At 51.2% G+C, this 24,606-nt stretch carries 28 protein-coding genes; all 28 read left to right on the top strand.

Translation table 11 applies throughout. The annotated features are described in order from the left end of the window. Positions 1-31: 31 nt before the first annotated feature. The 28 genes from hslV to NYE26_RS17350 all read left to right on the top strand — a co-directional run bounded on the left by hslV (position 32) and on the right by NYE26_RS17350 (position 24,580). On the top strand, positions 32-574 hold the full coding sequence (gene hslV, locus NYE26_RS17485; protein ID WP_036724650.1) for an ATP-dependent protease subunit HslV: 543 nt from the start codon (positions 32-34) through the stop codon (positions 572-574). A gap of 33 nt (positions 575-607) precedes the next feature. Continuing rightward, a complete protein-coding gene (hslU, locus tag NYE26_RS17480) occupies positions 608-2,008 on the top strand; it encodes an ATP-dependent protease ATPase subunit HslU (protein ID WP_339249054.1) in 1,401 nt (466 codons plus the stop codon). 376 nt (positions 2,009-2,384) lie between these two features. After that, positions 2,385-2,792, top strand: coding sequence for a flagellar basal body rod protein FlgB (flgB, locus tag NYE26_RS17475; protein WP_036724652.1), 408 nt, complete (start codon positions 2,385-2,387; stop codon positions 2,790-2,792). 6 nt (positions 2,793-2,798) lie between these two features. Beyond that, positions 2,799-3,245 carry a flagellar basal body rod protein FlgC gene (flgC, locus tag NYE26_RS17470; protein ID WP_036692480.1) on the top strand — a complete coding sequence of 149 codons (447 nt, stop codon included), beginning with the start codon at positions 2,799-2,801 and terminating at the stop codon, positions 3,243-3,245. A 29-nt stretch (positions 3,246-3,274) separates the two neighbouring features. Beyond that, the gene (gene fliE / locus NYE26_RS17465; protein ID WP_036724654.1) at positions 3,275-3,583 is read left to right on the top strand and encodes a flagellar hook-basal body complex protein FliE; all 309 of its coding nucleotides are present in this window, start codon (positions 3,275-3,277) and stop codon (positions 3,581-3,583) included. A 34-nt stretch (positions 3,584-3,617) separates the two neighbouring features. Continuing rightward, a complete protein-coding gene (fliF, locus tag NYE26_RS17460; protein ID WP_036724657.1) occupies positions 3,618-5,207 on the top strand; it encodes a flagellar basal-body MS-ring/collar protein FliF in 1,590 nt (529 codons plus the stop codon). A 4-nt stretch (positions 5,208-5,211) separates the two neighbouring features. Then, the gene (fliG, locus tag NYE26_RS17455; RefSeq protein WP_339249052.1) at positions 5,212-6,228 is read left to right on the top strand and encodes a flagellar motor switch protein FliG; all 1,017 of its coding nucleotides are present in this window, start codon (positions 5,212-5,214) and stop codon (positions 6,226-6,228) included. Further along, positions 6,221-7,069 carry a FliH/SctL family protein gene (locus NYE26_RS17450; protein ID WP_076078608.1) on the top strand — a complete coding sequence of 283 codons (849 nt, stop codon included), beginning with the start codon at positions 6,221-6,223 and terminating at the stop codon, positions 7,067-7,069. Before fliG ends, NYE26_RS17450 begins: the two co-directional genes overlap by 8 nt. Continuing rightward, complete coding sequence (gene fliI / locus NYE26_RS17445) at positions 7,062-8,375, top strand: flagellar protein export ATPase FliI (protein WP_036692488.1); 1,314 nt, start codon at positions 7,062-7,064, stop codon at positions 8,373-8,375. The genes NYE26_RS17450 and fliI overlap by 8 nt, the downstream gene beginning before the upstream one ends. A gap of 6 nt (positions 8,376-8,381) precedes the next feature. Further along, positions 8,382-8,825, top strand: coding sequence for a flagellar export protein FliJ (gene fliJ, locus NYE26_RS17440; protein WP_339249051.1), 444 nt, complete (start codon positions 8,382-8,384; stop codon positions 8,823-8,825). Positions 8,826-8,843: 18 nt separating this feature from the next. Then, positions 8,844-9,791 (top strand): kinesin, encoded by a 948-nt coding sequence (locus NYE26_RS17435; RefSeq protein ID WP_235191853.1) that lies wholly within the window; start codon positions 8,844-8,846, stop codon positions 9,789-9,791. Between the two features lie 22 nt (positions 9,792-9,813). Next, positions 9,814-11,286, top strand: coding sequence for a flagellar hook-length control protein FliK (locus NYE26_RS17430; protein ID WP_339249050.1), 1,473 nt, complete (start codon positions 9,814-9,816; stop codon positions 11,284-11,286). A 27-nt stretch (positions 11,287-11,313) separates the two neighbouring features. Beyond that, the gene (gene flgD / locus NYE26_RS17425) at positions 11,314-11,850 is read left to right on the top strand and encodes a flagellar hook assembly protein FlgD (RefSeq protein ID WP_339249049.1); all 537 of its coding nucleotides are present in this window, start codon (positions 11,314-11,316) and stop codon (positions 11,848-11,850) included. Then, the gene (locus NYE26_RS17420; protein ID WP_036724665.1) at positions 11,847-12,230 is read left to right on the top strand and encodes a TIGR02530 family flagellar biosynthesis protein; all 384 of its coding nucleotides are present in this window, start codon (positions 11,847-11,849) and stop codon (positions 12,228-12,230) included. The genes flgD and NYE26_RS17420 overlap by 4 nt, the downstream gene beginning before the upstream one ends. A gap of 123 nt (positions 12,231-12,353) precedes the next feature. Beyond that, positions 12,354-13,172 (top strand): flagellar basal body rod protein FlgG, encoded by an 819-nt coding sequence (gene flgG, locus NYE26_RS17415; RefSeq protein ID WP_036724668.1) that lies wholly within the window; start codon positions 12,354-12,356, stop codon positions 13,170-13,172. Between the two features lie 112 nt (positions 13,173-13,284). Beyond that, positions 13,285-13,509, top strand: a complete 225-nt coding sequence (locus tag NYE26_RS17410) for a flagellar FlbD family protein (RefSeq protein ID WP_036724671.1) — start codon at positions 13,285-13,287, stop codon at positions 13,507-13,509. Next, complete coding sequence (locus NYE26_RS17405) at positions 13,506-13,973, top strand: flagellar basal body-associated FliL family protein (protein WP_076078616.1); 468 nt, start codon at positions 13,506-13,508, stop codon at positions 13,971-13,973. Before NYE26_RS17410 ends, NYE26_RS17405 begins: the two co-directional genes overlap by 4 nt. Before the next feature lie 39 nt (positions 13,974-14,012). Then, positions 14,013-15,011: a flagellar motor switch protein FliM gene (fliM, locus tag NYE26_RS17400; RefSeq protein WP_036692509.1), complete on the top strand. Its 999-nt coding sequence runs from the start codon at positions 14,013-14,015 to the stop codon at positions 15,009-15,011. Beyond that, entirely contained in the window at positions 15,001-16,335 is a 1,335-nt protein-coding gene (fliY, locus tag NYE26_RS17395; protein ID WP_036724675.1) for a flagellar motor switch phosphatase FliY, read from the top strand. Before fliM ends, fliY begins: the two co-directional genes overlap by 11 nt. A 26-nt stretch (positions 16,336-16,361) precedes the next feature. Continuing rightward, entirely contained in the window at positions 16,362-16,727 is a 366-nt protein-coding gene (locus tag NYE26_RS17390) for a response regulator (RefSeq protein ID WP_036692515.1), read from the top strand. Positions 16,728-16,736: 9 nt separating this feature from the next. Further along, complete coding sequence (locus NYE26_RS17385) at positions 16,737-17,267, top strand: flagellar biosynthetic protein FliO (protein ID WP_036724678.1); 531 nt, start codon at positions 16,737-16,739, stop codon at positions 17,265-17,267. Further along, positions 17,264-18,028 carry a flagellar type III secretion system pore protein FliP gene (gene fliP, locus NYE26_RS17380; protein WP_076078620.1) on the top strand — a complete coding sequence of 255 codons (765 nt, stop codon included), beginning with the start codon at positions 17,264-17,266 and terminating at the stop codon, positions 18,026-18,028. The genes NYE26_RS17385 and fliP overlap by 4 nt, the downstream gene beginning before the upstream one ends. Before the next feature lie 22 nt (positions 18,029-18,050). Beyond that, complete coding sequence (gene fliQ, locus NYE26_RS17375; RefSeq protein WP_036692523.1) at positions 18,051-18,320, top strand: flagellar biosynthesis protein FliQ; 270 nt, start codon at positions 18,051-18,053, stop codon at positions 18,318-18,320. Between the two features lie 4 nt (positions 18,321-18,324). Then, the gene (fliR, locus tag NYE26_RS17370) at positions 18,325-19,116 is read left to right on the top strand and encodes a flagellar biosynthetic protein FliR (protein WP_036724682.1); all 792 of its coding nucleotides are present in this window, start codon (positions 18,325-18,327) and stop codon (positions 19,114-19,116) included. A gap of 22 nt (positions 19,117-19,138) precedes the next feature. Beyond that, the gene (flhB, locus tag NYE26_RS17365) at positions 19,139-20,233 is read left to right on the top strand and encodes a flagellar biosynthesis protein FlhB (RefSeq protein ID WP_083684915.1); all 1,095 of its coding nucleotides are present in this window, start codon (positions 19,139-19,141) and stop codon (positions 20,231-20,233) included. Between the two features lie 20 nt (positions 20,234-20,253). Next, a complete protein-coding gene (gene flhA / locus NYE26_RS17360; protein WP_036724686.1) occupies positions 20,254-22,287 on the top strand; it encodes a flagellar biosynthesis protein FlhA in 2,034 nt (677 codons plus the stop codon). Next, on the top strand, positions 22,284-23,702 hold the full coding sequence (gene flhF / locus NYE26_RS17355; RefSeq protein ID WP_339249046.1) for a flagellar biosynthesis protein FlhF: 1,419 nt from the start codon (positions 22,284-22,286) through the stop codon (positions 23,700-23,702). Before flhA ends, flhF begins: the two co-directional genes overlap by 4 nt. Then, on the top strand, positions 23,699-24,580 hold the full coding sequence (locus NYE26_RS17350; protein WP_036724690.1) for a MinD/ParA family protein: 882 nt from the start codon (positions 23,699-23,701) through the stop codon (positions 24,578-24,580). The genes flhF and NYE26_RS17350 overlap by 4 nt, the downstream gene beginning before the upstream one ends. Positions 24,581-24,606: the final 26 nt, after the last annotated feature.

The raw sequence follows: 24,606 nt of genomic DNA, 5'->3' as shown, positions 1-24,606 counted from the left end.
TGTATTACCTAATCTGAGGAGGGTGCTCATCATGTTACCCAGCTTTCATGCAACTACGATTTGTGCGGTAAGACATAACGGCCATGCGGCGATTGCCGGTGACGGCCAGGTTACATTCGGAGAGAGTGTCATTATGAAGACGACGGCCAAGAAGGTCCGCCGCCTGTACAGAGGTCAGGTCATTGCCGGGTTTGCAGGCTCTGTAGCTGATGCGATTACGCTGTTCGAGAAGTTCGAGGGGAAGCTTGAGGAGCACCACGGCAATCTGCAGCGGGCAGCGGTGGAGCTGGCCAAGGATTGGCGGCAGGACCGCATTCTGCGCAAGCTGGAAGCGCTCATGATCGTAATGGATAAGGAAGGCATGCTGCTGATCTCCGGCAATGGTGAAATTATCGAGCCGGATGATGATGTACTGGCGATCGGCTCCGGCGGTAACTTTGCGCTGGCTTCCGGGCGGGCGCTCAAGCGCCATGCCTCCCATCTGGGTGCCGGTGACATTGCCAGAGAAGCGCTGCAAATTGCCTCCGAGATCTGTGTGTATACCAATTCCAATATTATTGTCGAAGAGTTATAGGCAAGGTGCCATATATAAAGGGAGGAAGTCACAATGGTGAATCAATCGCTTACGCCACGCCAGATCGTAACAGAGCTTGACAAATATATCGTAGGTCAAAAGCAGGCCAAGAAATCAGTGGCCGTTGCCCTCCGCAACCGGTATCGGCGCAGTCTGTTGTCCGAGGAGCTGCGGGATGAGGTTGTGCCGAAGAATATCCTGATGATCGGCCCTACCGGTGTAGGTAAAACAGAGATCGCCCGGCGTCTGGCTAAGCTTGTTAATGCCCCGTTTATCAAAGTCGAAGCGACCAAATTTACGGAAGTCGGCTACGTGGGGCGTGATGTGGAGTCGATGGTCCGGGATCTGGTAGAGACCTCTATTCGTATGGTGAAGCTGGAGCGCACCGAAAAGGTGAAGGACCGTGCAGAAGAGCTGGCGAATGACCGGATTGTGGCAATTCTGGTCCCTTCCTCCTCGAAGGGGAAATCGCAGCGCAATCCGTTTGAGATGATTTTTGGCGGAAACACCGGCGGGGCGGAGGAAGCCAAGGAAGAGCCGGAGGACGGAAGCCTGAGTGAACGCCGCAGAGGGATCAAGTTCAAGCTGCTTGCCGGCCAGTTAGAGGATGACGTCATTGAGATTGATGTCGAGGACACGACGCCTTCGATGATGGATATGTTCGCTGGGCAGGGCAATGACCAGATGGGCATGAACATGCAGGAGATGTTCGGGAACCTGCTGCCGAAGCGTACGAAGAAGCGCAAGCTGCCGATCCGTGAAGCCCGCAAGGTGCTGATTCAGGATGAAGCGGCCAAGCTGATTGACACAGACGACATGATACAGGAGTCGGTAGCCCGCGCAGAGCAATCCGGGATTATTTTCATCGATGAGATCGACAAGGTGGCCAGCCAGGGCAAGGGCTCCGGTCCCGATGTATCCCGCGAAGGCGTGCAGCGTGATATTCTGCCTATCGTCGAGGGATCGACAGTCATGACCAAATACGGGCCTGTGAAGACAGACTACGTGCTGTTCATCGCCGCAGGCGCTTTTCACATTGCCAAGCCTTCAGATCTGATCCCTGAGCTTCAGGGGCGCTTCCCGATCCGTGTAGAGCTGAGCAGTCTCACACTTGAGGACTTTGTATCTATTCTTACGGAGCCTGAGAACGCACTTACGAAACAATATGTGCATTTGCTGCAGACGGAGAACATTGAAATCCAGTTCCAGAAGGAAGCTATTCAGGAAATTGCCAAGATCGCGGCCTCCGTGAATCAGAATATGGAGAACATCGGGGCACGGCGTCTTCATACGATCCTGGAAAAGCTGCTGGAGGATCTATCGTTCGAGGCACCTGAGCTGACGCTCGATACAATGGTCATCACTCCAGAGTATGTTCGCGAAAAACTGGCAGGAATCGCGCAGGACCGCGACTTAAGCCAATATATTCTGTGAGAAGGCAGAGCTATAAAATCATCAATATAGGTAATTCGAATTATGGTTATACAAATTTGATTCTAAATTCATGCATAAAAAGTTAAAAAATTCTATAATAAAACAGAAAATGTAATATAAAAGGAAAATAATTGTAAAAACATGCTTTAAGCCCTCTCTTTTCTGAAAAGATAGGGCTTATTTCTTATTGTAATAATATACAAATTCTAAGAGAATCAATGTATGTGAGATTGACATAAGAATCATTCATCGACATGGTTCGACTTTAAGACGAATATGTTGTGAAAAAAATGACTTTATTTGTCGAAAATAAGCAGGGATTTGAACAAAGTTGTGGAATTCTTTTCATTATGATAGGTTTGGAAGGGGGATTACTATGGGTTTGCTGAACAGTGTCAGTTTTCAAAGATTACAAGGAGGCCTAGATGCCGCCACCAAACGACAAAGTGTTCTGGCTAATAATGTAGCAAATAATGATACACCAAATTTTAAACGTTCAGATGTTAGCTTTGAGAGCTTCCTGAGAGATCAGGAGAGCGGACTTAAAGCCACACTGGGTGCGAAAGTATCAGACTCCCGTCATTTCCGCTTCGGGACAGTGACCGGCATGCCGGCCGCTGTGGTCAGTACCGATGAGACTACATCTATGAATAACAACGGCAATAATGTGGATATGGATCGAGAACAGGCGCTGAGCGCCGAGAACCAGCTGAGATACAACTCTTATGTTGAACAGCTGAACAGTCAGATCACAATGATGCGCACAGTTGTACAGGGAGGGTAATCAATAATGAACTTTGGCAGCAGCTTTGGTATTAGCGCATCAGCTTTAACCGCCCAGCGTCTGCGGATGGATGTGATCTCCTCCAATATCGCCAACGCCGAGACCACAAGAGCCTCCGTGGTGGACGGCAAAGCCGTACCTTACCGCCGTAAGCTCACAGTTCTGGAAACTACCCAGGCTGACAGCTTCGCGAATATACTAGGCTCCAAGATGAGCGGCGGCAATGATGGCGTCAAGGTGAAATCGATTATCGAGGATTCTTCTCCGCTCAAGCCGGTGTATAATCCGAGCCATCCTGATGCGGACGCTGACGGTTATGTATATATGCCGAATGTGGATGTGACCAAGGAAATGGTGGACATGCTGTCTGCCTCGCGTTCTTACGAAGCGAATGTAACGATGCTGAACGCATCCAAATCCATGGTGACCAAGGCACTTGAAATCGGCCGGTAGAATGAATTGACTGTCTAGGAGGAGAAGAATTGATACAGAATTTATTGATCGGGAACCAGGCGGTTCAGCCGCTGGCTATGAAGTCCGTAGCTGCAGAATCCTCAGCCGTGCAAGAGCCGGGACAGAGCTTCGGTTCATACCTGGAGAATGCGCTTAACCAGGTAGCAGATCAGGAACAGCAGGCGAAGGACATGAGTAACAAATTTGTACTGGGAGAGGTCAACATTGATGAGGCTATGATTTCGTCCCAACAGGCATTGCTGAGTTTGCAGCTGACTACACAAGTCCGGAACAAAGTGATTGAAGCCTATCAGGAAATTATGAGAACTCAAATCTAAATAATCCTAGCTACGTTTCGGATGGGGTGACACTGTGAATGAAAGATTGGCCCAGTACCGGGAGAAGATAACCCAGTATTGGAACAGATTCAGCGGTAAACAGAAGATAATGTTTTTCTCCACTCTGTTTATTATCATTATAATAATCGTAGTTACGACCATGCAGTTATCGAAGGTGGAATACGAGGTTGCTTTTCAGGACCTGGACAGTACCGATTCAGCGGGAGTTATGAGTTATTTGGATACATCAGGGGTGTCTTACCGTTTAAGCCCGGATGGCAAAAGTATCTCCGTTCCCAGTACGGACGCTGCACGTATCAAGATAGCTGTTGGTTCTCAGGGAATCGTTCAGCAAGGCTCGATCGGGTACAAGGTATTCAATGAATCCTCGTCCATGATCGGTACTACAGACAGTGAATTCAATGTTAAATACAACAATGCGCTTAATGGTGAAGTTGAACAGCTGATGAGAAGGATGCAGGGGATTAAAGACGCCAAGGTTCTCATTACCCTGCCAAAGGAGACGGTATTCGCCTCACAGGAGGATCAGGAGAAAGCGCAGGCTTCCGTGGTGATGAGCTTCAATCCGGGATTCAGACCTTCCCAGGAGAATATTGACGGCTACTTCAATCTCGTGAAGACCGCTGTCCCGAATCTTCCCATCGACAACATTACAATCACCAACAACGAGGTGGAGCTGAAACCGACGGCCAAGGGCGGCCAGGCGGGAATTTCCAGCCAGGTTGAAGAGAACTTCGCACTCAAGAAGAAATTCGAAGACGATGTCAAGAAAGATGTCAAGCAATTCCTGAGTACCCTCACAGGTCCCGATAAGGTTGATGTCCTGGTGTTCTCCAAGCTTAATTTCGATAAGGAGAACAGAAAGGAAGATGTTGTAGTACCGGTGGATGCTGAGAATATGAAGGGGATTGAGATCAGCTCGCAGATTATCAGCAAAACATTCTCGGGCCAAGGGAACACTTCCGGAGGAGTCGCAGGTACAGGATCTGAAGATGTTGCAGGTTATCCTGCGGGGGCTGACACAGGTGCTTCTTCTTCTGAGGAATCATCGGAGACAAGGAACTATGAAGTTACTAGAATCACTAAAGATATCATCGCAAGTCCATATACTGTAAAAGATTTAACCATAAATGTCGCGGTTGAACCACCTGCAGGACAAACAACTTTGGACGAGGCTACTTCAGGAGCGATACAGAACATTCTGGTGAACATTGTCCGTGCGTCCCTGGCAGATTCAGGTATCACTTATACAGACGCAGACCTGACCAAAAAAGTTTCGGTATTCTCGCAACAATTTGGAGGTGCTACTGCCGAGAACGCATCCGGCGGACTGGCAACCTGGATGATCTGGGCCATCGGTGCGGCTGCTCTGCTGGTCGGTGCAGGCGGAGGTTATCTGATCTACCGCAGCCGCAAGAACAAGCAGGAGGAAGAGGTCGAAGAAGATATTCCGCTGCAGGTTCCTACCGAGTTCCCTTCAATTAATATGGATAGCGTGACGAATGAAAGTCAGGTCCGTAAGCAGCTGGAAAGTCTGGCGAAGAAGAAGCCGGATGAATTCGTAAATCTGCTCCGCACCTGGCTTGCTGAAGAACAGAGGTGAAGAGATGGCAAAAGCTAGCCAGCATGGACTCAGCGGCCGTCAAAAGGCGGCGATCCTGCTTATCACACTAGGGCCTGAAGTATCGGCACAAATATTTAAGCATCTGCGGGATGAGGAAATCGAACAGCTGACGCTGGAGATTGCGAATGTACGCAAAGTGGACAGCGGGGAAAAAGAGTCGATCATGTCCGAATTCCACCAGATCTGTCTCGCACAGGAATATATCTCGCAGGGCGGTATCAATTACGCCAAGGAGATTCTTGAGAAAGCTCTCGGCTCGGCCAAGGCGCTCGAAGTCATCAACCGCCTGACAGCAACGCTGCAGGTAAGACCTTTCGATTTTGCCCGCAAGGCAGATCCGAACCAGATTCTCAACTTCATCCAGAACGAGAATGTACAGACCATTGCACTTGTACTCTCTTATCTGCAATTTGAACAGGCGGCCTCCATTCTGTCTTCCCTGCCTCAGGAGAAGCAGGCGGAGGTAGCCAGAAGAATAGCGATTATGGACAGCACCTCTCCAGAGGTGGTCACCCAGATCGAACGTGTCCTGGAACAGAAGCTGTCTGCTACAGTAACACAGGATTACACGAATGCAGGCGGTATTGAATCGATTGTGCAGATTCTGAACGGCGTAGACCGCGGTACAGAGCGTACTATTCTCGATTCCCTGGAGATTCAGGACCCGGAGCTGGCCGAAGAAATCAAGAAGCGGATGTTCGTCTTCGAGGATATCGTCAATGTGGACAACCGTTCCATTCAGCGGATTATCAAGGATATCGACAACGCGGACTTGCAGCTTGCGCTCAAGGTGGCCAGCGAGGAAGTAAGGGATGTGATCTTCCGCAATATGTCCAAGCGTATGGCCGAGACCTTCCGCGAGGAAATGGAGTACATGGGACCCGTGCGGCTGCGTGATGTGGAAGAAGCACAGACCCGCATCGTAGGCACGATCCGCAGACTCGAAGAGTCTGGTGAAATTATCATCGCCCGTGGCGGAGGAGATGACATTATTGTCTAAGCTGATCAAGCATTCTCAATATATTCCGGTAGATGTGCTGAAGCGTCTTGAACAGGCCAGACATCATGCAGGCCTGACTGAAGAGCCGGCTCCAGAAGAGCCTCCGGGTGAAGTCCACTACCAGGACCCCGCCAGGGAGGCAGCGGAGCAGTCCCGCAAGCAAATGCTGAAGGATGCTCAGGAGTTCGCGGAGAGTCAGGTCCGCAGCGCCTCCGAGGAAGCGGAGAATATTGTGGAATCAGCACGGACTGAAGCTGAAGAATGGTGGCGTGAGCGCAGGGAACAGGATGAGCTGTTGATCGAAGCCGTCAAATCCGAGGGCTATCAGCAGGGGTATCAGGAAGGTCTGGCTCAAGCAGAGCAGGAGATGTCCCTGCGTCTTGCCGAGATGATGGAAGAAGCGCGGACCGTGCTTCAGGAAGCATACCGGGCAAGAGATGTAATTATACAGGAGGCGGAACCGTTTCTTGTAGAGCTAAGCTGCGATATTGCTGAGAAAATCGTGGACAAGCAGTTGACCGTTGAACCGAAATTTGCGATGGATCTGATCCGTAAAAACCTGGCCCGAAAACGCGAGCAGGGGCTGATCTCACTCTGTGTGTCTCCTGCACAGTTTGCTTTTGTGAATGCGGCCCGGGAAGAGCTCTCGCTTGCTGTGGACTCACAGGCTGAGCTGCAGATTCTGCCGGATTCAACGGTCAGAGATCTGGGGTGTGTAATCCGGTCTTCCTTCGGCAGTATCGATGCCCGTGTCGATACCCAGCTTGCCGAAATTAAAAAAGAACTGCTAAGAATCGCTCTGGACTCGGATGAACACAGAAATGGGGACGACGATGCTTGACAGCAGAAGATACAAAGATCAGCTGCGTAACTTCGATCCGGTAAGGATTAATGGCAAGGTTACGCAGGTTATCGGGCTGATGGTGGAGTCGGAAGGGCCTGACGCCAGCATCGGTGATGTGTGCTATATCTATCCTGCCAAAGGAAGTAAGCCGCTTCAGGCAGAGGTTGTCGGGTTTCGTGATAACAAGGTACTGTTAATGCCGCTTGGCGAACTGCAGGCCATCGGGCCTGGCTGTGATGTGGTTGGTACCGGCAAGCCGCTGAGCGTTCAAGTCGGCTCGGAGCTGCTCGGGAAGGTTCTCGACGGTCTGGGACAGCCGCTGGATGGTTCACTGATACCGGCCAGAATGCCGCATAGCTCTACCTTCAACATTCCGTCCAATCCGCTTAACCGCCCGCGGGTCGCCGAGCCGATCAGCATTGGAGTCCGGGCTATCGATGGACTTTTGACGATCGGCAAGGGGCAGCGTGTAGGGATTTTTGCCGGCTCGGGTGTGGGGAAGAGTACCCTGATGGGGATGATTGCCCGCAACACCTCGGCAGATGTCAATGTGATTGCGCTGATCGGTGAACGGGGCAGAGAGGTGCTTGATTTCATTGAGCGCGATCTGGGGCCGGAAGGCCTTCAGCGTTCGGTAGTCATTGTGGCCACTTCCGATCAGCCTGCGCTGATCCGGATTAAGGGGGCACTGATCGCTACTACGATTGCCGAGTACTTCCGCGACCGTGGTCTGAATGTCATGCTGATGATGGACTCGGTAACACGTTATGCGATGGCGCAGCGTGAGGTAGGGCTGGCAGTCGGCGAGCCTCCGGCGATGAGAGGGTATACACCTTCTGTATTCGCCAGTCTGCCTAAGCTGCTGGAACGGGCCGGAACAGGGCCTACAGGCTCAATCACCGCGTTCTACACGGTGCTGGTTGACGGTGACGATATGAACGAGCCGATAGCAGACGCTGTACGCGGTATTTTGGACGGGCATATTGTTCTGAACCGGAATATAGCCAACAAAGGACATTTTCCGGCGATCGATGTTCTCGCAAGCATCAGCCGGGTGATGAAGGATATCGCCCCGGAGGAGCAGATTGCAGCAGCCGAGAATGTGAAGCGCCTGATGGCGGTGTATAAGGATTCCGAGGATCTGATTAACATCGGAGCCTACCAGAGGGGCTCTAACGCGCAAATCGATGAGTCGATGCATTACATCGACAGCATCTGGGATTTCACCAAGCAAAAAGTGAACGAGAAGGTAACCCTTAGCGAAGTGCAGCAGACTTTAATTTCACAGTTCTCGAGGAGTTGATTGATCATGAGATTCCATTATACTTTTCAAAAAGTGGTGGACTTGAAGGGTAACGAAAAAACACAGGCAGAGTGGATGCTCTCAAGCGCGCTCGGAGAACTGCAGGCACAGGAAAAAAGCCTTGATGAATTAATCGGCCAGCGCAGTAAGCTGATGTTGTCCCTGCAAAGTGCAGCACAGCAGAAGACACCGATGGCTAAGCTTCGCGAAATGCAGGATTACGTAGATTATCTCGACAAATGCATTGCCCGCAAGCATTCCGATATCAGCCTTGCACATGTTGAGGTTCAGAATAAGCAGGATCACCTGAGTACTAAGGTTCTGGATGAGAAGGTATGGCTTAAGGCCAAAGACAAAGCACAAACCGCATTTCTGCAGAATATGAGTTTACGGGAACAAAACGAACTGGATGAGATGGCTACCGTCCGCTTCGCGATGAAATCCCTCTAACCCGGGAGGTTTCCGCTAGTGGCAAATAATCAGATGGAACTTGAAGATGAAGGGTCGGCAGGCAAATTAGAGCGTTTTTTGTTCTTGATGATTCCAATCATTTTCACGCTTGTACTGCTTGGGGTACTGCTCACCCTATTTAATATGGATATCCGTAACAACGTGCTGGCGATTGCCAACAAAATTCCTGTTATAGAGAAATGGGTGCCTGATCCCCCGCCGGACCCGGCAGCGCCAGGTGAAGCCGCAGAGAATCCGCCGGCTGAGAGCAAGGAGCAAGCCGCCAGCTCCGCGAGCACGATCAAAGAACTCAAAGCACAGCTTACCGCTCAGGAGGAGAAGCTGAAGAAGGCTGAGGAAGACAAGGCGGCGGAGACCACCAAGGCCGAAGCGCTTCAAAAGCAGGTTGAAGAGTTAAAGACTGCCGCTGAAACGGCCGCAGCCACCGAGGAAGAGGAAGATCCTTATCTGAAAAAAGTGACGGATCTGGCCAAACTCTACGCCGGCATGAAGGCCTCCAAAGCGGCACCGATCATGGAGAATTTGACTACCGATGAGATGGTTCAAATCTTCAGTGTGATGAGCAATGCGGCAAAATCGGCCATCCTGGAAAAAATGGATGCCAAAAAAGCGGCAGATGTCTCCATAAAGCTAAAAGAAACCACAAATTCAACCGATATGGCTATTGCAGCCCTGCAATCCCGGCTGAAGCAGGAGGCGGGTACCACTACTCCCAAGCCTTCAGCTAATCTGGATCAGGAGAAGCTAGGCCAGACTTTCACCAGCATGCCCGCTGCGGATGCGGCAGTGCTGCTTGGCTCCATGTACAGCCTTAGTCCGGATAAGGTCATCACGGTGCTGAATACGGTCAGTGACTCGGTCCGCTCCTCGATTCTGGGGGAGATGACCAAGAAAGACAGCAAACAGACAGCCAAAATTGTCAACCGTCTGATGGGCGGGAAATAACTTTTGAAGGGAGGTGAAAAAGATGAGTATTATTCTACAAACCTTAACCGCAGGCAATCTGGCTGCTTCCGGCGGAACAACGCAGGGAACAACCGGAACGGTTAATCCGGCGACGCCATTTGCCCAGACGCTTGTGCAGAGCATGGTGGGAGTCATCGCTGTCAAAGGCACTGAGACTCCTGCAGCCGGTAATTTAGCTTCATTATTGCAGGGACTCCTGAGTGCTGTTCAGGCTAAGGGAGAAGAGGCAGGCAGCGCAGATGGCAAGCAAACGAAACTGCTGGAAGGTCTTGTGCAGGATATAGAGAAGCTGGACACCAGCCTTGCGGCTGATCCGGCGCTGATTGCAGCGCTTCAAGGCTGGCTGCTTCAAGTATCTGCTCTTGTGTCCGGCAATCCCTATACAGGTTCACAGGATGCCTCGGCTACTGCTGCTGATACATCCATCAGCTTGTCGCCGCTTGCCAAGAACCCTGAAACCCTGCGCTTTGCCGTTCAAGATGAACTGAACAGCCTGCTTCAACAGGTTCAGACGGCAGCTGTCAGCGGGGATCAGGAGACTGCTGCCAAAGGAGCGGCGCTTCTGAATCAATTCTCGGCTATTATGGCGGAGAGTGCGCCTGTTAATCACAAGTCCATGGCTAACAAGGCTCCAGCAGTTGTGGATGCTCCAGCGGTGTCGCTTAAGCAGGCAACGGAAAGCGAGCCCAAGGTGGAAATGTATAGCAAAGCAGATTTGGCAACGGATGTCCGTAGGTTATTGGGGGCTTCAGCCAGCACTCGTTCCATGTTGGATGCAGCAGCAGCCGGTACCGCCGAAGCTGTAATTGCAGATGAGGGCTCCACTCCTGTTCTTGCAGGAATGGCGGCTTCGATGAAGAAGACCGTATCAGCCGAGGAGGCTTTGCCCGCTGGCGAAGCAGTGACCGCGGAGCCGGAGGTTGTAACGGCCGGCCAATTATCCCTGCGGCACGGAATTACTGCACCGCTCAAGGCGGAAGCCGCGCCAGTGCCGGTTCAGCAATTCGCCCAGGAGATGAACACCTTCATCAGCGGCAAGCTTGAGATTGTCAAGAAGGGTGGAGTGGCTGAAGCCACGATTACCTTATTCCCGGAGAATCTGGGACAAGTGGATGTGAAGATTTCCATGCAAAATGGTAATCTGGTGGCACAGTTCATGACCCAGCATGCCGGAACCAAGGATATGCTTGAGCAGCAGATGAGTCAGCTTCGATTGGCCTTGCAGTCCCAGGGACTTCAAGTAGAGCGCTTGGAAGTTACGCAGAACAACAGCTCCCCTCAGTCACAGTGGACCGGAGGGCAGGGTCAGCAGACAGGCGCGGGCGGACAGCAGCAAGGTCGACGTTCACGGGAACGCCAGGAAGAATCGGCAGATGCCGTGCTTGCCGCAGAGCTTAATGGAGAATGGAAGGACTGGGTGTCAGCAGCTCAGCAGGACAGTAACCAGAGCGGCGGATTCTCAACCAAGATTTGATCTACAGGATAAGCGAGGTGAAATGATATGGCAACGAATCCCGTGTCTAACAGCAACGAGTGGAATTATGTAGCGAATGATAAGACACCCAAGACCACAGGCAACTCTACACTGGGCAAGGATCAGTTCTTGAAAATACTGATTACCCAGCTGCAGAACCAGGACCCGATGCAGCCAATGGAGGATAAGGAATTCATCGCTCAAATGGCTCAGTTCTCATCTGTAGAGCAGCTTATGAATATATCCACCCAGCTTACAGCACTGAATCAGTCCCTTGGCTCTGTGTCCGGATTGATCGGGAAGGATATCACCTGGACGGATGCCGAGACGAAATTGCCGAAATCAGGCAATGTCGAATCGATTGTGGTCAGCAGCGGTGTGCAATACGCAGTGGTAGGCAAGGAGCGGGTTGCTCTGACGGATATTACGCAAATTCAGAATGCCGGCACTACACCTGCAGCGGGCAGCGAGACTCCAGCGGGTAGCGAGACACCAGCGGCCAGTGAGACTCCAGCAGCCAGCGAGACTGAAACAAGCGGCGGGGAGAGCGGGGAGACATCATGAGTGACAGAATAACTATCGGACAATTATATCCGGCAGCTGTACATCCTTCCGCCTTGCAGCGTCAGCAATCTGTTAAGGGTTCCTCAAGTTCTGAAGCGTCGTTCGAGAGTGTGCTGCAGAAGAATATGCTGAAGTTTAGCAATCATGCAGCCAAACGCCTGGAGCAGCGCGGAATCGAGCTTGGCAGCCGCCAGCTGGATCAGATCTCCTCTGCGGTAGACAAAGCAGCCGCCAAAGGCAGTAAAGAATCTTTGATTCTTATGAAGGATATGGCACTGATTGTAAGTGTAAAGAACCGGACAGTGGTTACAGCGATGGACGGCAATTCAATGAAAGACAATGTATTTACGCAGATTGACAGTGCGGTAATTATATCTTGACTTCGGCTGGTCCTTACTGGAGAGCCGATCGTGGCTGCCGACCGACTGACGCGGCCACCGCTCCAGCTTCATCTTTCATTTCTTAAGAGTCAGAAGACTCTATAACCGGGAGGACGATTAATAATGTTAAGATCTATGTACTCAGGGGTTTCAGGTATGCGCGGATTCCAGACTAAGCTCGATGTCATTGGTAACAATATTGCGAATGTCAATACCATCGGCTTCAAGTCAGGACGCGTGATGTTCAAGGATATTATGAGCCAGACTGTCTCTGGGGTTACAGCACCCGGAGAAGAGGGACAAGGCGGTGTCAATGCCAAGCAAATCGGTCTTGGGGTATCCATTGGTTCCATTGACACTTTGCACACAGCTGGTAGTGCGATGACAACGAATAACCCTACAGATCTGCGAATCGATGGAGACGGATTCTTTCTGGTGAAGCTTTCGGGTGATCAGGAGGTTCCATTCCTGACCCGTGCCGGAGATTTTCATGTGGATGCGGGCCGCAATCTGATTACATCGGATGGCCTGCATGTCGTTGACTCCGGAGGCGGACCCATTCAGATCGCTGACGATGTTACGGCATTCTCCATCTCCAGTGACGGAACGATTGTGCAGACAATGGCAGACGGCACTACTGAGGCTGGTGTACAGATTGGCATGGCTAAAGTCAGCAATCCGCAGGGGCTTGAGAAAATCGGCGGAAATCTGTACCGGGTGACCTTAAATGCAAATGATGGAGGTGCATTGGAACCGACAACTGCCAATGATCCAGAAGCCGGGACAGGTACCATCGTTACCGGCCAGCTGGAAATGTCCAATGTGGATCTGACCGGCGAGTTTACAGAAATGATTGTTACCCAGCGTGGATTCCAGGCGAATTCACGGATTATCACCACTTCCGATGAAGTATTGCAGGAAGTAGTTAATCTGAAGCGTTAAGCCTGAACCGTAATATGTAACTTGCTGAATAATAACGTTTTGCCTGCAGCGGAAATGTTATTGCAGTCGTGGGGGAGGAGCTCCTCCCCCTATTTAGGTTAGGAGGCCTGTCATGATTTCGGTAACAAGATTGAACGGGGCGGGGATGTGGCTGAATGCCCTGCTGGTTGAAATGGTTGAAGAATCACCGGACACGTATATTACGCTGGTAACCGGCAAAAGGCTGATCGTGCTTGAGAAGGCCGATGAAGTCATTAGCAAGATCAAGGAATATAACAGGGACATAGGCACACACGCTGCCACCATTAAAGTCCAGTCAATGGAGGAGCTTTCATGAAAAAGATGCTGCCATGGCTCATCACGATATTGCTGGCCGTTACCCTTATCGTAGTCGCTGCATTCTTGCTGATGGACAGATTTTTCCCGGGTGACGGGAATGAAGTGAACAAGGCTGTCCAGAACGTGGAGACGAAGAAGATGACTGCTGATGAAATTGTTAAGATGACGGCCGAAATCCAGGATATCAAAACTAATCTCGCCGATCCCGATTACATCCTTTCAGTTGACATCGCGCTTCAATTAGATTCAGCGGCGTCCAAGGAAGAATTCGAAAAGATAAAATCGATTAAAATAACACCGCTGATTATCAAAGCGATTGCCGATGCCAAACCCGAGGAGCTGAATGGGGCCAGCGGCAAAGATCAGTTCAGCAGCAAACTGGTGAACATCATCAACAAAAACCTGACAGAAGGTTCGATTACCCAGATTGAATTCACCAAATTCATAATGGCACCAATGTAGCTGCAGGCGGGTCAATTCTTTGATGGGGGGGTGATTGAATTGGTTGATGTACTATCACAAAACGAAATTGATGCTCTGCTTGCTGCACTTTCATCCGGTGAAATGGATGCCGACGAACTTAAAAAAGAAGAAACTACTAAAAAAATCCGCTCTTATGATTTCAAACGGGCCGTACGCTTCTCCAAAGATCATATCCGCAGCTTAACCCGGATTCATGATAACTTTGCCCGCTACCTTACAACGTACTTTTCGGCTCAATTGCGCACCTTCGTGCAGATCAATGTCGTTCAAGTAGAGCAGCTCCCTTATGACGAGTTTATCCGCTCCATTCCCAAAATGACGATATTGAATATTTTTGAGGCCGAGCCGCTGGAGGGCCGGATGGTGATGGAGGTGCATCCGAATATTGCTTTTGCCATGCTGGACCGTCTGCTTGGCGGCTTCGGAACGGCACCCTCCAAAATCAACGCATTGACTGAAATCGAAACGACCATTATGGAGAGGATTTTCAGCAGATGCTTTGAAAGTCTGCAGGAAGCCTGGAAGACGGTGCTTGATATCCATCCCCGGATGGAGGCGCTGGAAACGAATCCGCAGTTTATGCAAATTGTATCGCCTAATGAAACGATTGCCCTGATCTCCCTCAGTACCAAAATAGGAGACACAACGGGGATGATCAATCTCTGTATCCCGCACGTTGTGCTGGAGCCGATTATGTCAAGACTCTCGGTGCACCAGTGGTTTGTCTCTGAGAAAAAGGTGCGGGATGAGGTAGAGCTCGAAGCCATCCGGGCAAGAGTGCACCGGGCGCAGCTTCCAATCGTGGCTGAGCTGGGCGAATCGAATTTATCCATTGCTGAATTTCTCGGGCTCAGCATCGGCGACGTGATTTCTCTTAACAAGACGGTGGATTCCGGTCTGTCGATTAAGGTGGGGGACAAGCTGAAATTCATTGGAAGTCCGGGGATGATCAAAGAACGTGTGGCTGTGCAAATAGACGAGATTGTCAGCGAAGGGGTTGAAGAGTTTGACGAGTAAAGATTATTTGTCCCAGGAAGAGATAGATGCTCTTCTTAGACAGTCTGCGGAAGGCAATTTGGCTCCTTCACCGAAGACCGTGGATGATTACTTAACACCTTTTGAACAGGATGCATTGGGAGAGATCGGCAATATCACCTTCGGAAGTGCGGCAACCGCACTCTCCACCTTGCTGGGTAAGAAGGTAGACATTACTACCCCTAAGGTATCCATTATTACACGCGGAGAGTTCGAGGAAGCCTTTCCCAAACCTCATGTAGCTGTTCACGTACAGTATGTCGACGGTTTCCAGGGAATCAATTCTCTGGTGATCAAGATCAGGGATGCACAGGTCATTGCCGACTTGATGCTCGGCGGGGAAGGAGATCCCAAAGACGAGGAACTGAACGAGATTCATATCAGTGCCGTGCAGGAAGCGATGAACCAGATGATGGGCTCGTCCGCTACCTCAATGTCAACGATCTTCAACAGATTCGTCAACATTTCTCCGCCTGGTATTGATATTCTTAACATGTCCAGCGGAGAAGGTGTAGGTAGCCTGCCGGATGATGAGACTCTGATCCAGATTTCCTTCCGCCTCAAGATCGGCGATCTGATTGATTCCACCATCATGCAGCTGCTGCCGGTACAATTCGCCAAGGATATGGTGACCATGCTGCTAGGCGATGTCAGCCAGGCTGACCAGGAAGCGGCAGTCTCCTCTGCGGAAGCCACACCGCCTCCGGCTGCGGCAGCCGCACCAGCGCCTGCACCGGAACCAGCGCAGGCACCGCCTACAGCTCAGCAGCAGATGCCTGCGCCGGAGGCGGGAGGTTACCCGCCGCAATATCCGCCGCAGGGTCAGGGCATGCCGCCTTATCCGGGAATGCCGGAAGGGGGGTATTATTATCCTCCGGCAGGGATGCCGGCGTATGGGATGCAGGGCATGCCGCCTTACGGAATGCCGCCTCAGGGCACGCCCTATCCGCAGGCTCAGCCGCAGAATCCGGCACAGGGCCGTAATGTGAATGTACAGCCTGTGCAATTTGCGAATCTGAGTGCAGGGGCTTTTGGCAATATTGACGAAAATAATTTAAATTTATTAATGGACATACCACTGAAGGTAACCGTAGAATTAGGAAGGACCCAGAAGCAGATCAAAGATATTCTGGAAATGTCGCAAGGTTCAATTATTGAACTGGACAAGCTGGCAGGTGAGCCTGTTGACATTCTGGTTAACAACAAGCTCATTGCCAAGGGGGAAGTCGTAGTTATCGACGAGAACTTCGGTGTCCGCGTTACGGATATCGTCAGCCAGTGGGACCGTATACAAAAATTACAATAAGCATACTTAGGGAGGATTTTGTAAAAATGGCTAACCGAATTCTAATCGTGGACGATGCAGCATTTATGAGAATGATGATCCGGGACATTTTGTCGAAGAACGGATTTGAGGTAGTGGGTGAAGCCCAGGACGGTTCACAGGCTATAGAGAAATTTAAGGAACTGCGCCCGGATCTGATCACGATGGATATCACCATGCCTGAAATGGACGGGATCGCCGCCCTTAAGGAGATCAAAAAAGTAGATGCCAATGCCAAAGTCATTATGTGTTCAGCCATGGGTCAGCAGGCTATGGTTATTGATGCAATCCAGGCCGGTGCCAAGGACTTTATTGTGAAGCCTTTCCAGGCAGACCGTGTCATTGAAGCCATCAATAAAACGCTGGGTATATAGGAACGAGGTATGTTATTTGCTTCCGGAACGCTCGGAGACAGTAGTAATGCCCTGCTGAATTTATTGAAGGTTGTTTTTTTTCTGGCAGTCATTGTTATTCTTATCGTGCTGCTGATCCGTTTTCTGGGACGCCGCAATCAGACTCTGATGAGCGGCCGTTCCATCCGTACGCTGGGTGCACTGGGGCTGGGTCCGAATAAGTCGATTCAGGTCATTGAGCTGGGCGGCAGCCTCTATCTGATCGGAGTGGGCGAGGACATCACTATGATGGATAAGATCACCGATCCGGCAGAGGTGGCGCTGATTATATCCGCTTTTGAAGACCAGGCCCCAGGAACGGACAACTTTATTGCACCGCTTATCGCCAAAATCAAGTCCAAGCTGCGCGGTGAAGTGCCGTCCCAGGAAATTGAGATTCATGAGACTTCGTCTTTCTATGAGACGCTGCAATCCAAGCTTGCCCTGGCGCCAGAGCGCAAAGAGAAGCTGGAGGAACTGCGCAGGGATGAGGATCTCAGGAAAGAGTCGGAGGATTTATGAAAAAAAAGCTGATTCTTTCTTTTATGCTGCTTGGTATTTTCAGTGTGCTGCTCCTGCATCCGGTTCATGCCGACCCGATTCCTAATATCAATATCTCGGTGGGGGACAACGATGCTTCAAGCGGGGGGACAAGCTCCATCTCCATCCTGCTGCTGGTAACGGTGCTTAGCATTGCTCCTTCATTCCTGGTGCTGATGACCAGCTTCACGCGGATCGTGATCGTACTTGGGTTCGTAAGAACCTCACTGGGTACACAGCAGATGCCTCCGAATCAGGTGCTTGTAGGACTGGCTCTATTCTTAACCCTGTTCATTATGTCGCCGACGCTGGCAACCGTGAACGAGACGGCCTTACAGCCCTATATGAAGGGGACTCTGACCCAGAGTGAAGCACTGAACAAAGCGCAGGAGCCGATTAAGGAGTTTATGTTCAAGCAGACGAACACGAAGGACCTGCTGCTGTTCATGAACTATACCGGCAATAACGCTACAGTGAAGCCGGCCAGCTATAATGATATTCCTTTAACAGTAATGGTACCTGCTTTTGCAATCGGTGAGATGAAAAAGGCGTTTACCATGGGCTTTATGATTTTTATTCCTTTTCTTATTATTGATATTGTGGTGTCCAGCACCCTGATGGCCATGGGGATGATGATGCTGCCGCCGGTAATGATATCGTTGCCTTTCAAAATTATGCTCTTTGTGCTGGTGGACGGCTGGTACCTAGTAGTCAAATCACTGCTGCTGAGTTTTAACACCTGACTTGTAAGAGGAGGCACATGGGATGAATGCGGAGTTTATTATCGGTCTGGCCGGCCAAGCCGTATATTTAGTGCTGGAGACCAGCGCCCCCATGCTGATTCTTGGTCTGGTGGTAGGACTGATCGTCAGTATTTTTCAAGCCACAACCCAGATTCAGGAGCAGACCCTGGCGTTTGTTCCCAAAATCGTTGCCGTACTGCTTGCTTTACTGCTGTTCGGTCCGTGGATTATAACGAAGCTGGTGGATTTCACCAGCCAAATTCTGGGCAGTCTCTATATGTATATCGGTTGAGTCTATGAATATAGAGACCCTGCTGCAAAGTTTTCCTGTCTTTCTGTTGATTTTTTGTCGAATTACCGCCTTTTTTGTTGTCGTTCCTGTCTTTTCGTCGCAAAGCGTGCCGACAACGTTCAAAATTGGTTTGTCTTTTTTTGTGTCCATGGTCATCTTCAGCTCAGGCAGCATGAATATTACGGTTCCGCAGGATCTGGGGTTTATCCTCCTGATTATCAGGGAGGCATTAATCGGGCTGTTGCTTGGGTTTATCGCCTACCTGATGTTTATGACGATTCAGACTGCGGGCTCCTTTATCGATATTCAGATCGGGTTCGGGATTGCGAACGTCATTGACCCGATGACCGGGGCCTCGGCGCCGATTATCGGTAATTTCAAGTATATGATTGCACTGCTGCTGTTCCTGAGCATGAATGGCCACCACTACCTGCTGGATGCTATCGTATACAGCTATAAATGGGTGCCGATAGATAATGATCTGTTCCTCAAAATGATCGGCGGAAGCTTGTCTGAGTTTCTGATCCGCACCTTTGCACAATCCTTTATGCTGGCCTTCCAAATGTCGGCTCCGCTGGTCGCTGCTCTGTTCCTGACGGATGTAGGCCTGGCCTTCCTGGCGAGAACGGCTCCGCAATATAATGTGTTTGTCATCGGTGTTCCGCTCAAAATCATTATCGGTCTGGCGCTGCTTCTGATACTGATGCCGGGGCTGGCTGCGCTGTTCCAGAATCTCTTCGAGATTATGTTCGAGTCCATGCACAATCTGCTTGGCCTCATTGGGAAGAGTCCTTAGGCTACGGTAAGGAGAGATTGTCTTGGCAAAACAGGCAAGATACAAACTGAACCTTCAGCTGTTCGGGGGAGATAAGACAGAGAAGGCCACTCCGAAGAAACGGCAGGATGCCCGCAAGAAGGGGCAGGTTGCCAAAAGTGCTGAAATGTCAGGTGCAGTGGTCCTCTTCTCGGCGCTGCTGTCACTGAGCGTCTTCGGCGGCTTCATGAAAGAACGTTTTATCAAGCTGTATACAGATGTGTTCCAGAACCGGATGATGCTTGAGGTAACACCAGAAAATATCTCGGCGCTGTTCAACCAGTACGGGCTGCAGATCCTCATTCTGCTCGCTCCGCTGCTGGGCATCACCTTCCTGCTGGCGCTTGTGGCCAACTTCGCACAGGTAGGCTTTATGGCTTCAGGCGAAGGAATTACGCCTAAGTTCAGCAAGATCAACCCCATCAAAGGCTTCAAAAATATTTTTTCCATGCGTTCCGTAGTAGAGTTCCTCAAATCTGTCTTCAAGCTCATCCTGATTGCCTATCTGGTCTACAGTACGCTTTGGGGACAGAAGGAGAGCTTTGCACGCCTCTCGCATGTCGATGCGGAAGGGACATACAGCTTCGTTGCGAAGCTGACCATGAGCCTGGGCATCAAGATTGCAGCGGCTCTTTTTATAATGGCTGTACTGGACTATATCTATCAGAAATACGAGCATGAGAAGAGTCTCAAGATGTCCAAGCAGGACATTAAGGATGAGTACAAAAAGATGGAGGGCGACCCCATCATCAAAGGCAAGATCAGGGAACGTCAGCGCAGAATGGCGATGCAGCGGATGATGCAGGAGGTCCCCAAGGCCGATGTTATCATCACGAACCCGACCCACTTTGCAGTCGCCCTGAAGTATGACGGTTCCACAATGGAGGCTCCTCAGATTATAGCCAAGGGTCAGGATTATGTGGCACTCCGCATCAGGGAACTGGCCAAGGAGCATGGTGTTGTAACGATGGAGAATAAGCCGCTGGCACGGGCATTGTTCCAGAGAGCGGAGATCGGTGATGTAGTGCCGGCCGATCTGTTCCAGGCAGTTGCCGAAGTGCTGGCCTATGTATACAAGCTTAAAGGTAAGAGGAGATAAGCCGGGGGAGGTTAAGGACATTGAAAGCTAAAGATCTAACAGTTCTACTGGGCATTATCGGTATCGTGCTGATGATGATTCTGCCCATCCCTGTCTGGCTTTTGGATGTACTGTTAATTGTCAATATCTCGATAGCCCTGACCATTATATTGGTCGCTATGAATACCAGAGATCCGCTGCAGTTCTCAATATTTCCTTCACTGCTCCTGATCACAACGCTGTTCCGCTTAGCGCTGAACCTGTCAACAACCAAGCTGATTCTGGCTGATGGCCATGCCGGGGAGGTCGTAGCGACCTTCGGAAGCTGGATTGCCAGGGGACAGATCGCGATCGGGTTCATTGTCTTTCTGATCCTGGTGGTGGTTCAGTTCATTGTTATCACCAAGGGTTCTGAGCGCGTGGCCGAGGTAGGCGCCCGCTTCACACTGGATGCGATGCCCGGTAAGCAGATGAGTATTGATGCGGATCTGAATGCGGGGATGATCAATGAGCAGCAGGCACGGGAACGCCGCCGTAATGTCGAACGCGAGGCGGATTTCTTCGGAGCCATGGATGGTGCGAGTAAGTTCGTCAAAGGTGACGCCATTGCCAGTATCATCATCCTCATTATCAACCTGATCGGCGGCTTCATTATCGGTATGACCGTTCACGGTATGTCGTTCCAGACAGCACTCTCCACCTACTCTGTACTGACCATCGGTGACGGTCTGGTCAGCCAGATTCCGGCCCTGCTGATCTCCACGGCTTCCGGTCTGATCGTTACCCGGGCGGCTTCGGAAGGCAATCTGGCCGAGGATCTGACCGGACAATTGCTGTCTTATCCGAAGCTTCTATACATAGTGGCTGCGACTATTGCGTTTCTGGGTTTCTTCACCCCGATTACGATTATGTCCACGCTTCCTTTGGCAGGGCTGATGGCTTACGCGGCTTACAGTATGGGGCAGAAGGCCAGCAGGCAGCAGATTGCTGATGAACAACTGGTCGAGGAGAAGCAGATCGAAGAGGTGCGAAGTCCCGAAAGTGTCATCAATCTGCTTACGGTGGATCCGATCGAATTCGAATTTGGTTATGGTCTGATTCCTTTGGCGGATACGGGACAGGGCGGCGATCTGCTCGATCGCATCATCATGATTCGACGGCAATGTGCGCTGGAGATGGGTCTTGTCGTGCCGGTTATTCGCATACGCGACAATATTCAACTAAAACCGAATGAATATGTCATCAAAATTAAAGGAAATAACGTTGGCGGCGGTGAATTATTACTTAATCACTATCTCGCCATGAGCCCCGGTTATGATGATGAGTCGATTAGCGGGATTGAGACTATTGAACCATCCTTTGGGCTGCCTGCCCTATGGATTGATGAGTCGGTGAAGGAGCGGGCTGAATTATCCGGTTATACCGTGGTTGACCCGCCTTCCGTTGTAGCGACACATCTGACCGAGCTGATCAAACGGTATGGACACGAATTGCTGGGCCGTCAGGAGACGAAGCAACTGGTCGACAACCTCAGGGAGAATTACCCTGTGCTGGTGGACGAGCTGATCCCTTCCATTCTTGCTGTCGGGGATATTCAGAAGGTGCTGGGCAAGCTGCTGCGGGAGAAAATATCCATCCGCGATCTGGTCACCATCTTCGAGACGCTTGCCGATTACGGCACGTATACCAAGGACCCTGACATTCTGACTGAATATGTGCGGCAATCCCTCTCCAGACAGATTACCCAGCAGTTCTCTCAGACGGGGGAGACCCTGCGTGTCATTACTGTAGGCCCCGGACTTGAGAAGAAAATTTCCGAGAGCGTGCAGCAGACGGAGCAGGGCAGCTACTTGGCGCTTGATCCGGTATCTACCCAAACCGTCTATCAGCGGCTTACGGAGCAGATCAACCGTCTCCTGCAATCCGGCCAGCAGCCGATTGTACTAACCTCTCCAACGATTCGCATGTATCTGCGCCAGGTGATTGAGCGAACCATGCAGGATATCCCGGTGCTCTCCTACAGCGAGCTGGAGCCAAACATTGAAATACAAAGCGTCGGGGTGGTGAACTTATGAGAGTGAAGCGTTATGTGGTCGATACGATGCCTGACGCCATGCATTCGATCCGCAGCGAGCTTGGAAGCGATGCCGTTATTTTAAGCACCAAAGAAATAAAAGTTGGCGGATTCATGGGCATGTTCTCTAAAAAGAAGATTGAGGTTGTGGCTGCTGTGGAGAACGGTGCAAAGGCAGCCGCGCAGGAGAAGATTCCTGCACCGCCAATGAATGTACCACGAAATGCAGTGCCCGAGGCCTATCAAAAGGCTGCCTCAGCCGCTGCTCCTCCTCTCCCGCCGCCTGTGACGGTAAGAGATGCGGCAGCAGCCAAGTCGTTTGCCGAGATTGCCGCAGCGCTGGCTGATCCGCTGGAGCAGGGTGGGGGTGTCGCTGTGATGCCGCCTTTAGTCAAGACGGAGCCGCCGGATATCCGCACTGAGGATATTGCAGCAGGCCAGCCGGCTGTACCGCAGCCGGAGGAGAGCCGGAAGAAACTTGCTGCCATCTATGAATCGCTTGCTGCAGAACAGCCTGAACCTGATACTGCCGCTGCAACTGAGAGTGATGTCCTGCGGGAGATCCGGGATATGAAGCAATGGATGGAACGTATCGCACGTTATTCCTCAGGGGCAGCTGAGCTGCCTGATGCGCTGGAATCCTTACGCAGCCGCCTGATTGACCAGGAGACTGACGCTGTGCTCGTAGAGGAATGGATCGGACATGTTCTGGAGCGTTACCGTCAGGAAGGAAGCAGCTGGGGGCCGGAACAATTCGAGGCTGTGCTTAGAGAGCAGATTGATGAATTTCTGTCAGGACGCATTGCCGGCGGTATTGCCCCGGATACCCGGATTGTATATATTGCCGGGCCGACTGGGGTCGGCAAGACGACAACGATTGCCAAGCTGGCAGCGGAGCAGCTGTTCAAGCAAGGCCGTAAGGTTGGGCTGATTACCTCGGATACTTACCGGATATCTGCCGTTGAACAGCTCAGAACCTACGCTTCCATTCTCAACATGCCGCTGGAGGTTGTCCAGTCGCCGGGAGACCTGCAGCGGGCGATGTTCCGGCTGGAGAGCTGTGATCTGGTGCTAATGGATACCGCCGGACGGAATTACCGCAATGAAATGCTGGTGGCTGAACTGCAGAGCCTGCTGGCCAAGGAGCTTAAGAGCGAGACCCTGCTGGTGCTGAGCCTCACCTCGAAGAGCCGTGATATGAAAAAAATCGCGGAGCACTTCGGCAGATACCAGCTGGATAAGGTTGTATTCACGAAGCTGGATGAAACGGGGAGCTACGGCCCGCTGTTCAATGTCCTGAATGATTATCCGCTGAAGCTCTCTTATATTACCAACGGACAGAATGTTCCTGATGATCTTCTTATGGCCACAGGGGAGCAGATTGGCGGCATGCTGCTGGGAACAGGGGGCGGGTGATGGACCAGGCGCAGGCATTAAGACGGCTGGTCTCCAGCCAGGATACAAGGCAGGCTCCCGGAAGCGGTGCCTCCGCCCGGATCATCACGGTATGCAGCGGGAAGGGGGGAGTCGGAAAGTCGAATTTCACCCTTAACTTCGCGCTTGCACTGAAGGCCATGGGACGCAGAGTGCTTCTGTTCGATGCCGATATCGGCATGGCCAATATTGATGTCCTTATGGGTGTCTCCTCCAGATACAATCTATATCACCTGCTCAAGCGGGAAGCGGATATCGGACAGATCATTCAGCTCGGACCGGAGGCGCTGCCCTTCATTGCAGGGGGCTCCGGGATGGACGAGCTGTTTACGCTCTCGGAGGCGGATCTGAATTACTTTACCACACAGATTGCAAGCATTGCCGATACCATGGATTTCATCCTGTTCGACACAGGGGCGGGGCTGTCCAAGGAAACGATGAAATTCATCACTTCTGCCGATGACTGCCTGGTGGTGACCACGCCTGAGCCTACCGCAATTACAGATGCATATGCACTGATGAAGGTTGTTCATAATTCGCATCCTGAGGTTTCGTTCAGGCTGATTGTCAATCAGGCAGGGGATGAACGGGAGGCACGGGCCACCAGTGACAAAATCCGGATGGCGGCCAGCCGGTTCCTGCAGCTTGAGCTTCCCTTTCTCGGTTACATCAGCAGTGATCCGCATGTAGTACAGGCCGTTAAGAAACAAATTCCATTCTCAGTGGCTTTTCCGAACAGTATTGCAGCCAGGGATGTGCAGAGGCTTGCGCAGAGCTATCTGGCTGTGGATTCAGTAGAAACCGCTAAAGTTCAAGGCATCAAGGGATTCATCAGCAAGTGGTTGAAACGAAACAGATAATTGTTCTGAATTTGAGGGACAGAGGT

The sequence above is a fragment of the Paenibacillus sp. FSL P2-0136 genome, assembly GCF_037975325.1.
Lineage (GTDB): Bacteria > Bacillota > Bacilli > Paenibacillales > Paenibacillaceae > Paenibacillus_AQ > Paenibacillus_AQ silagei.
The sequence above is the reverse complement of the archived record's forward strand: the minus strand, read 5'-3'. Positions and strand labels throughout refer to the sequence as shown.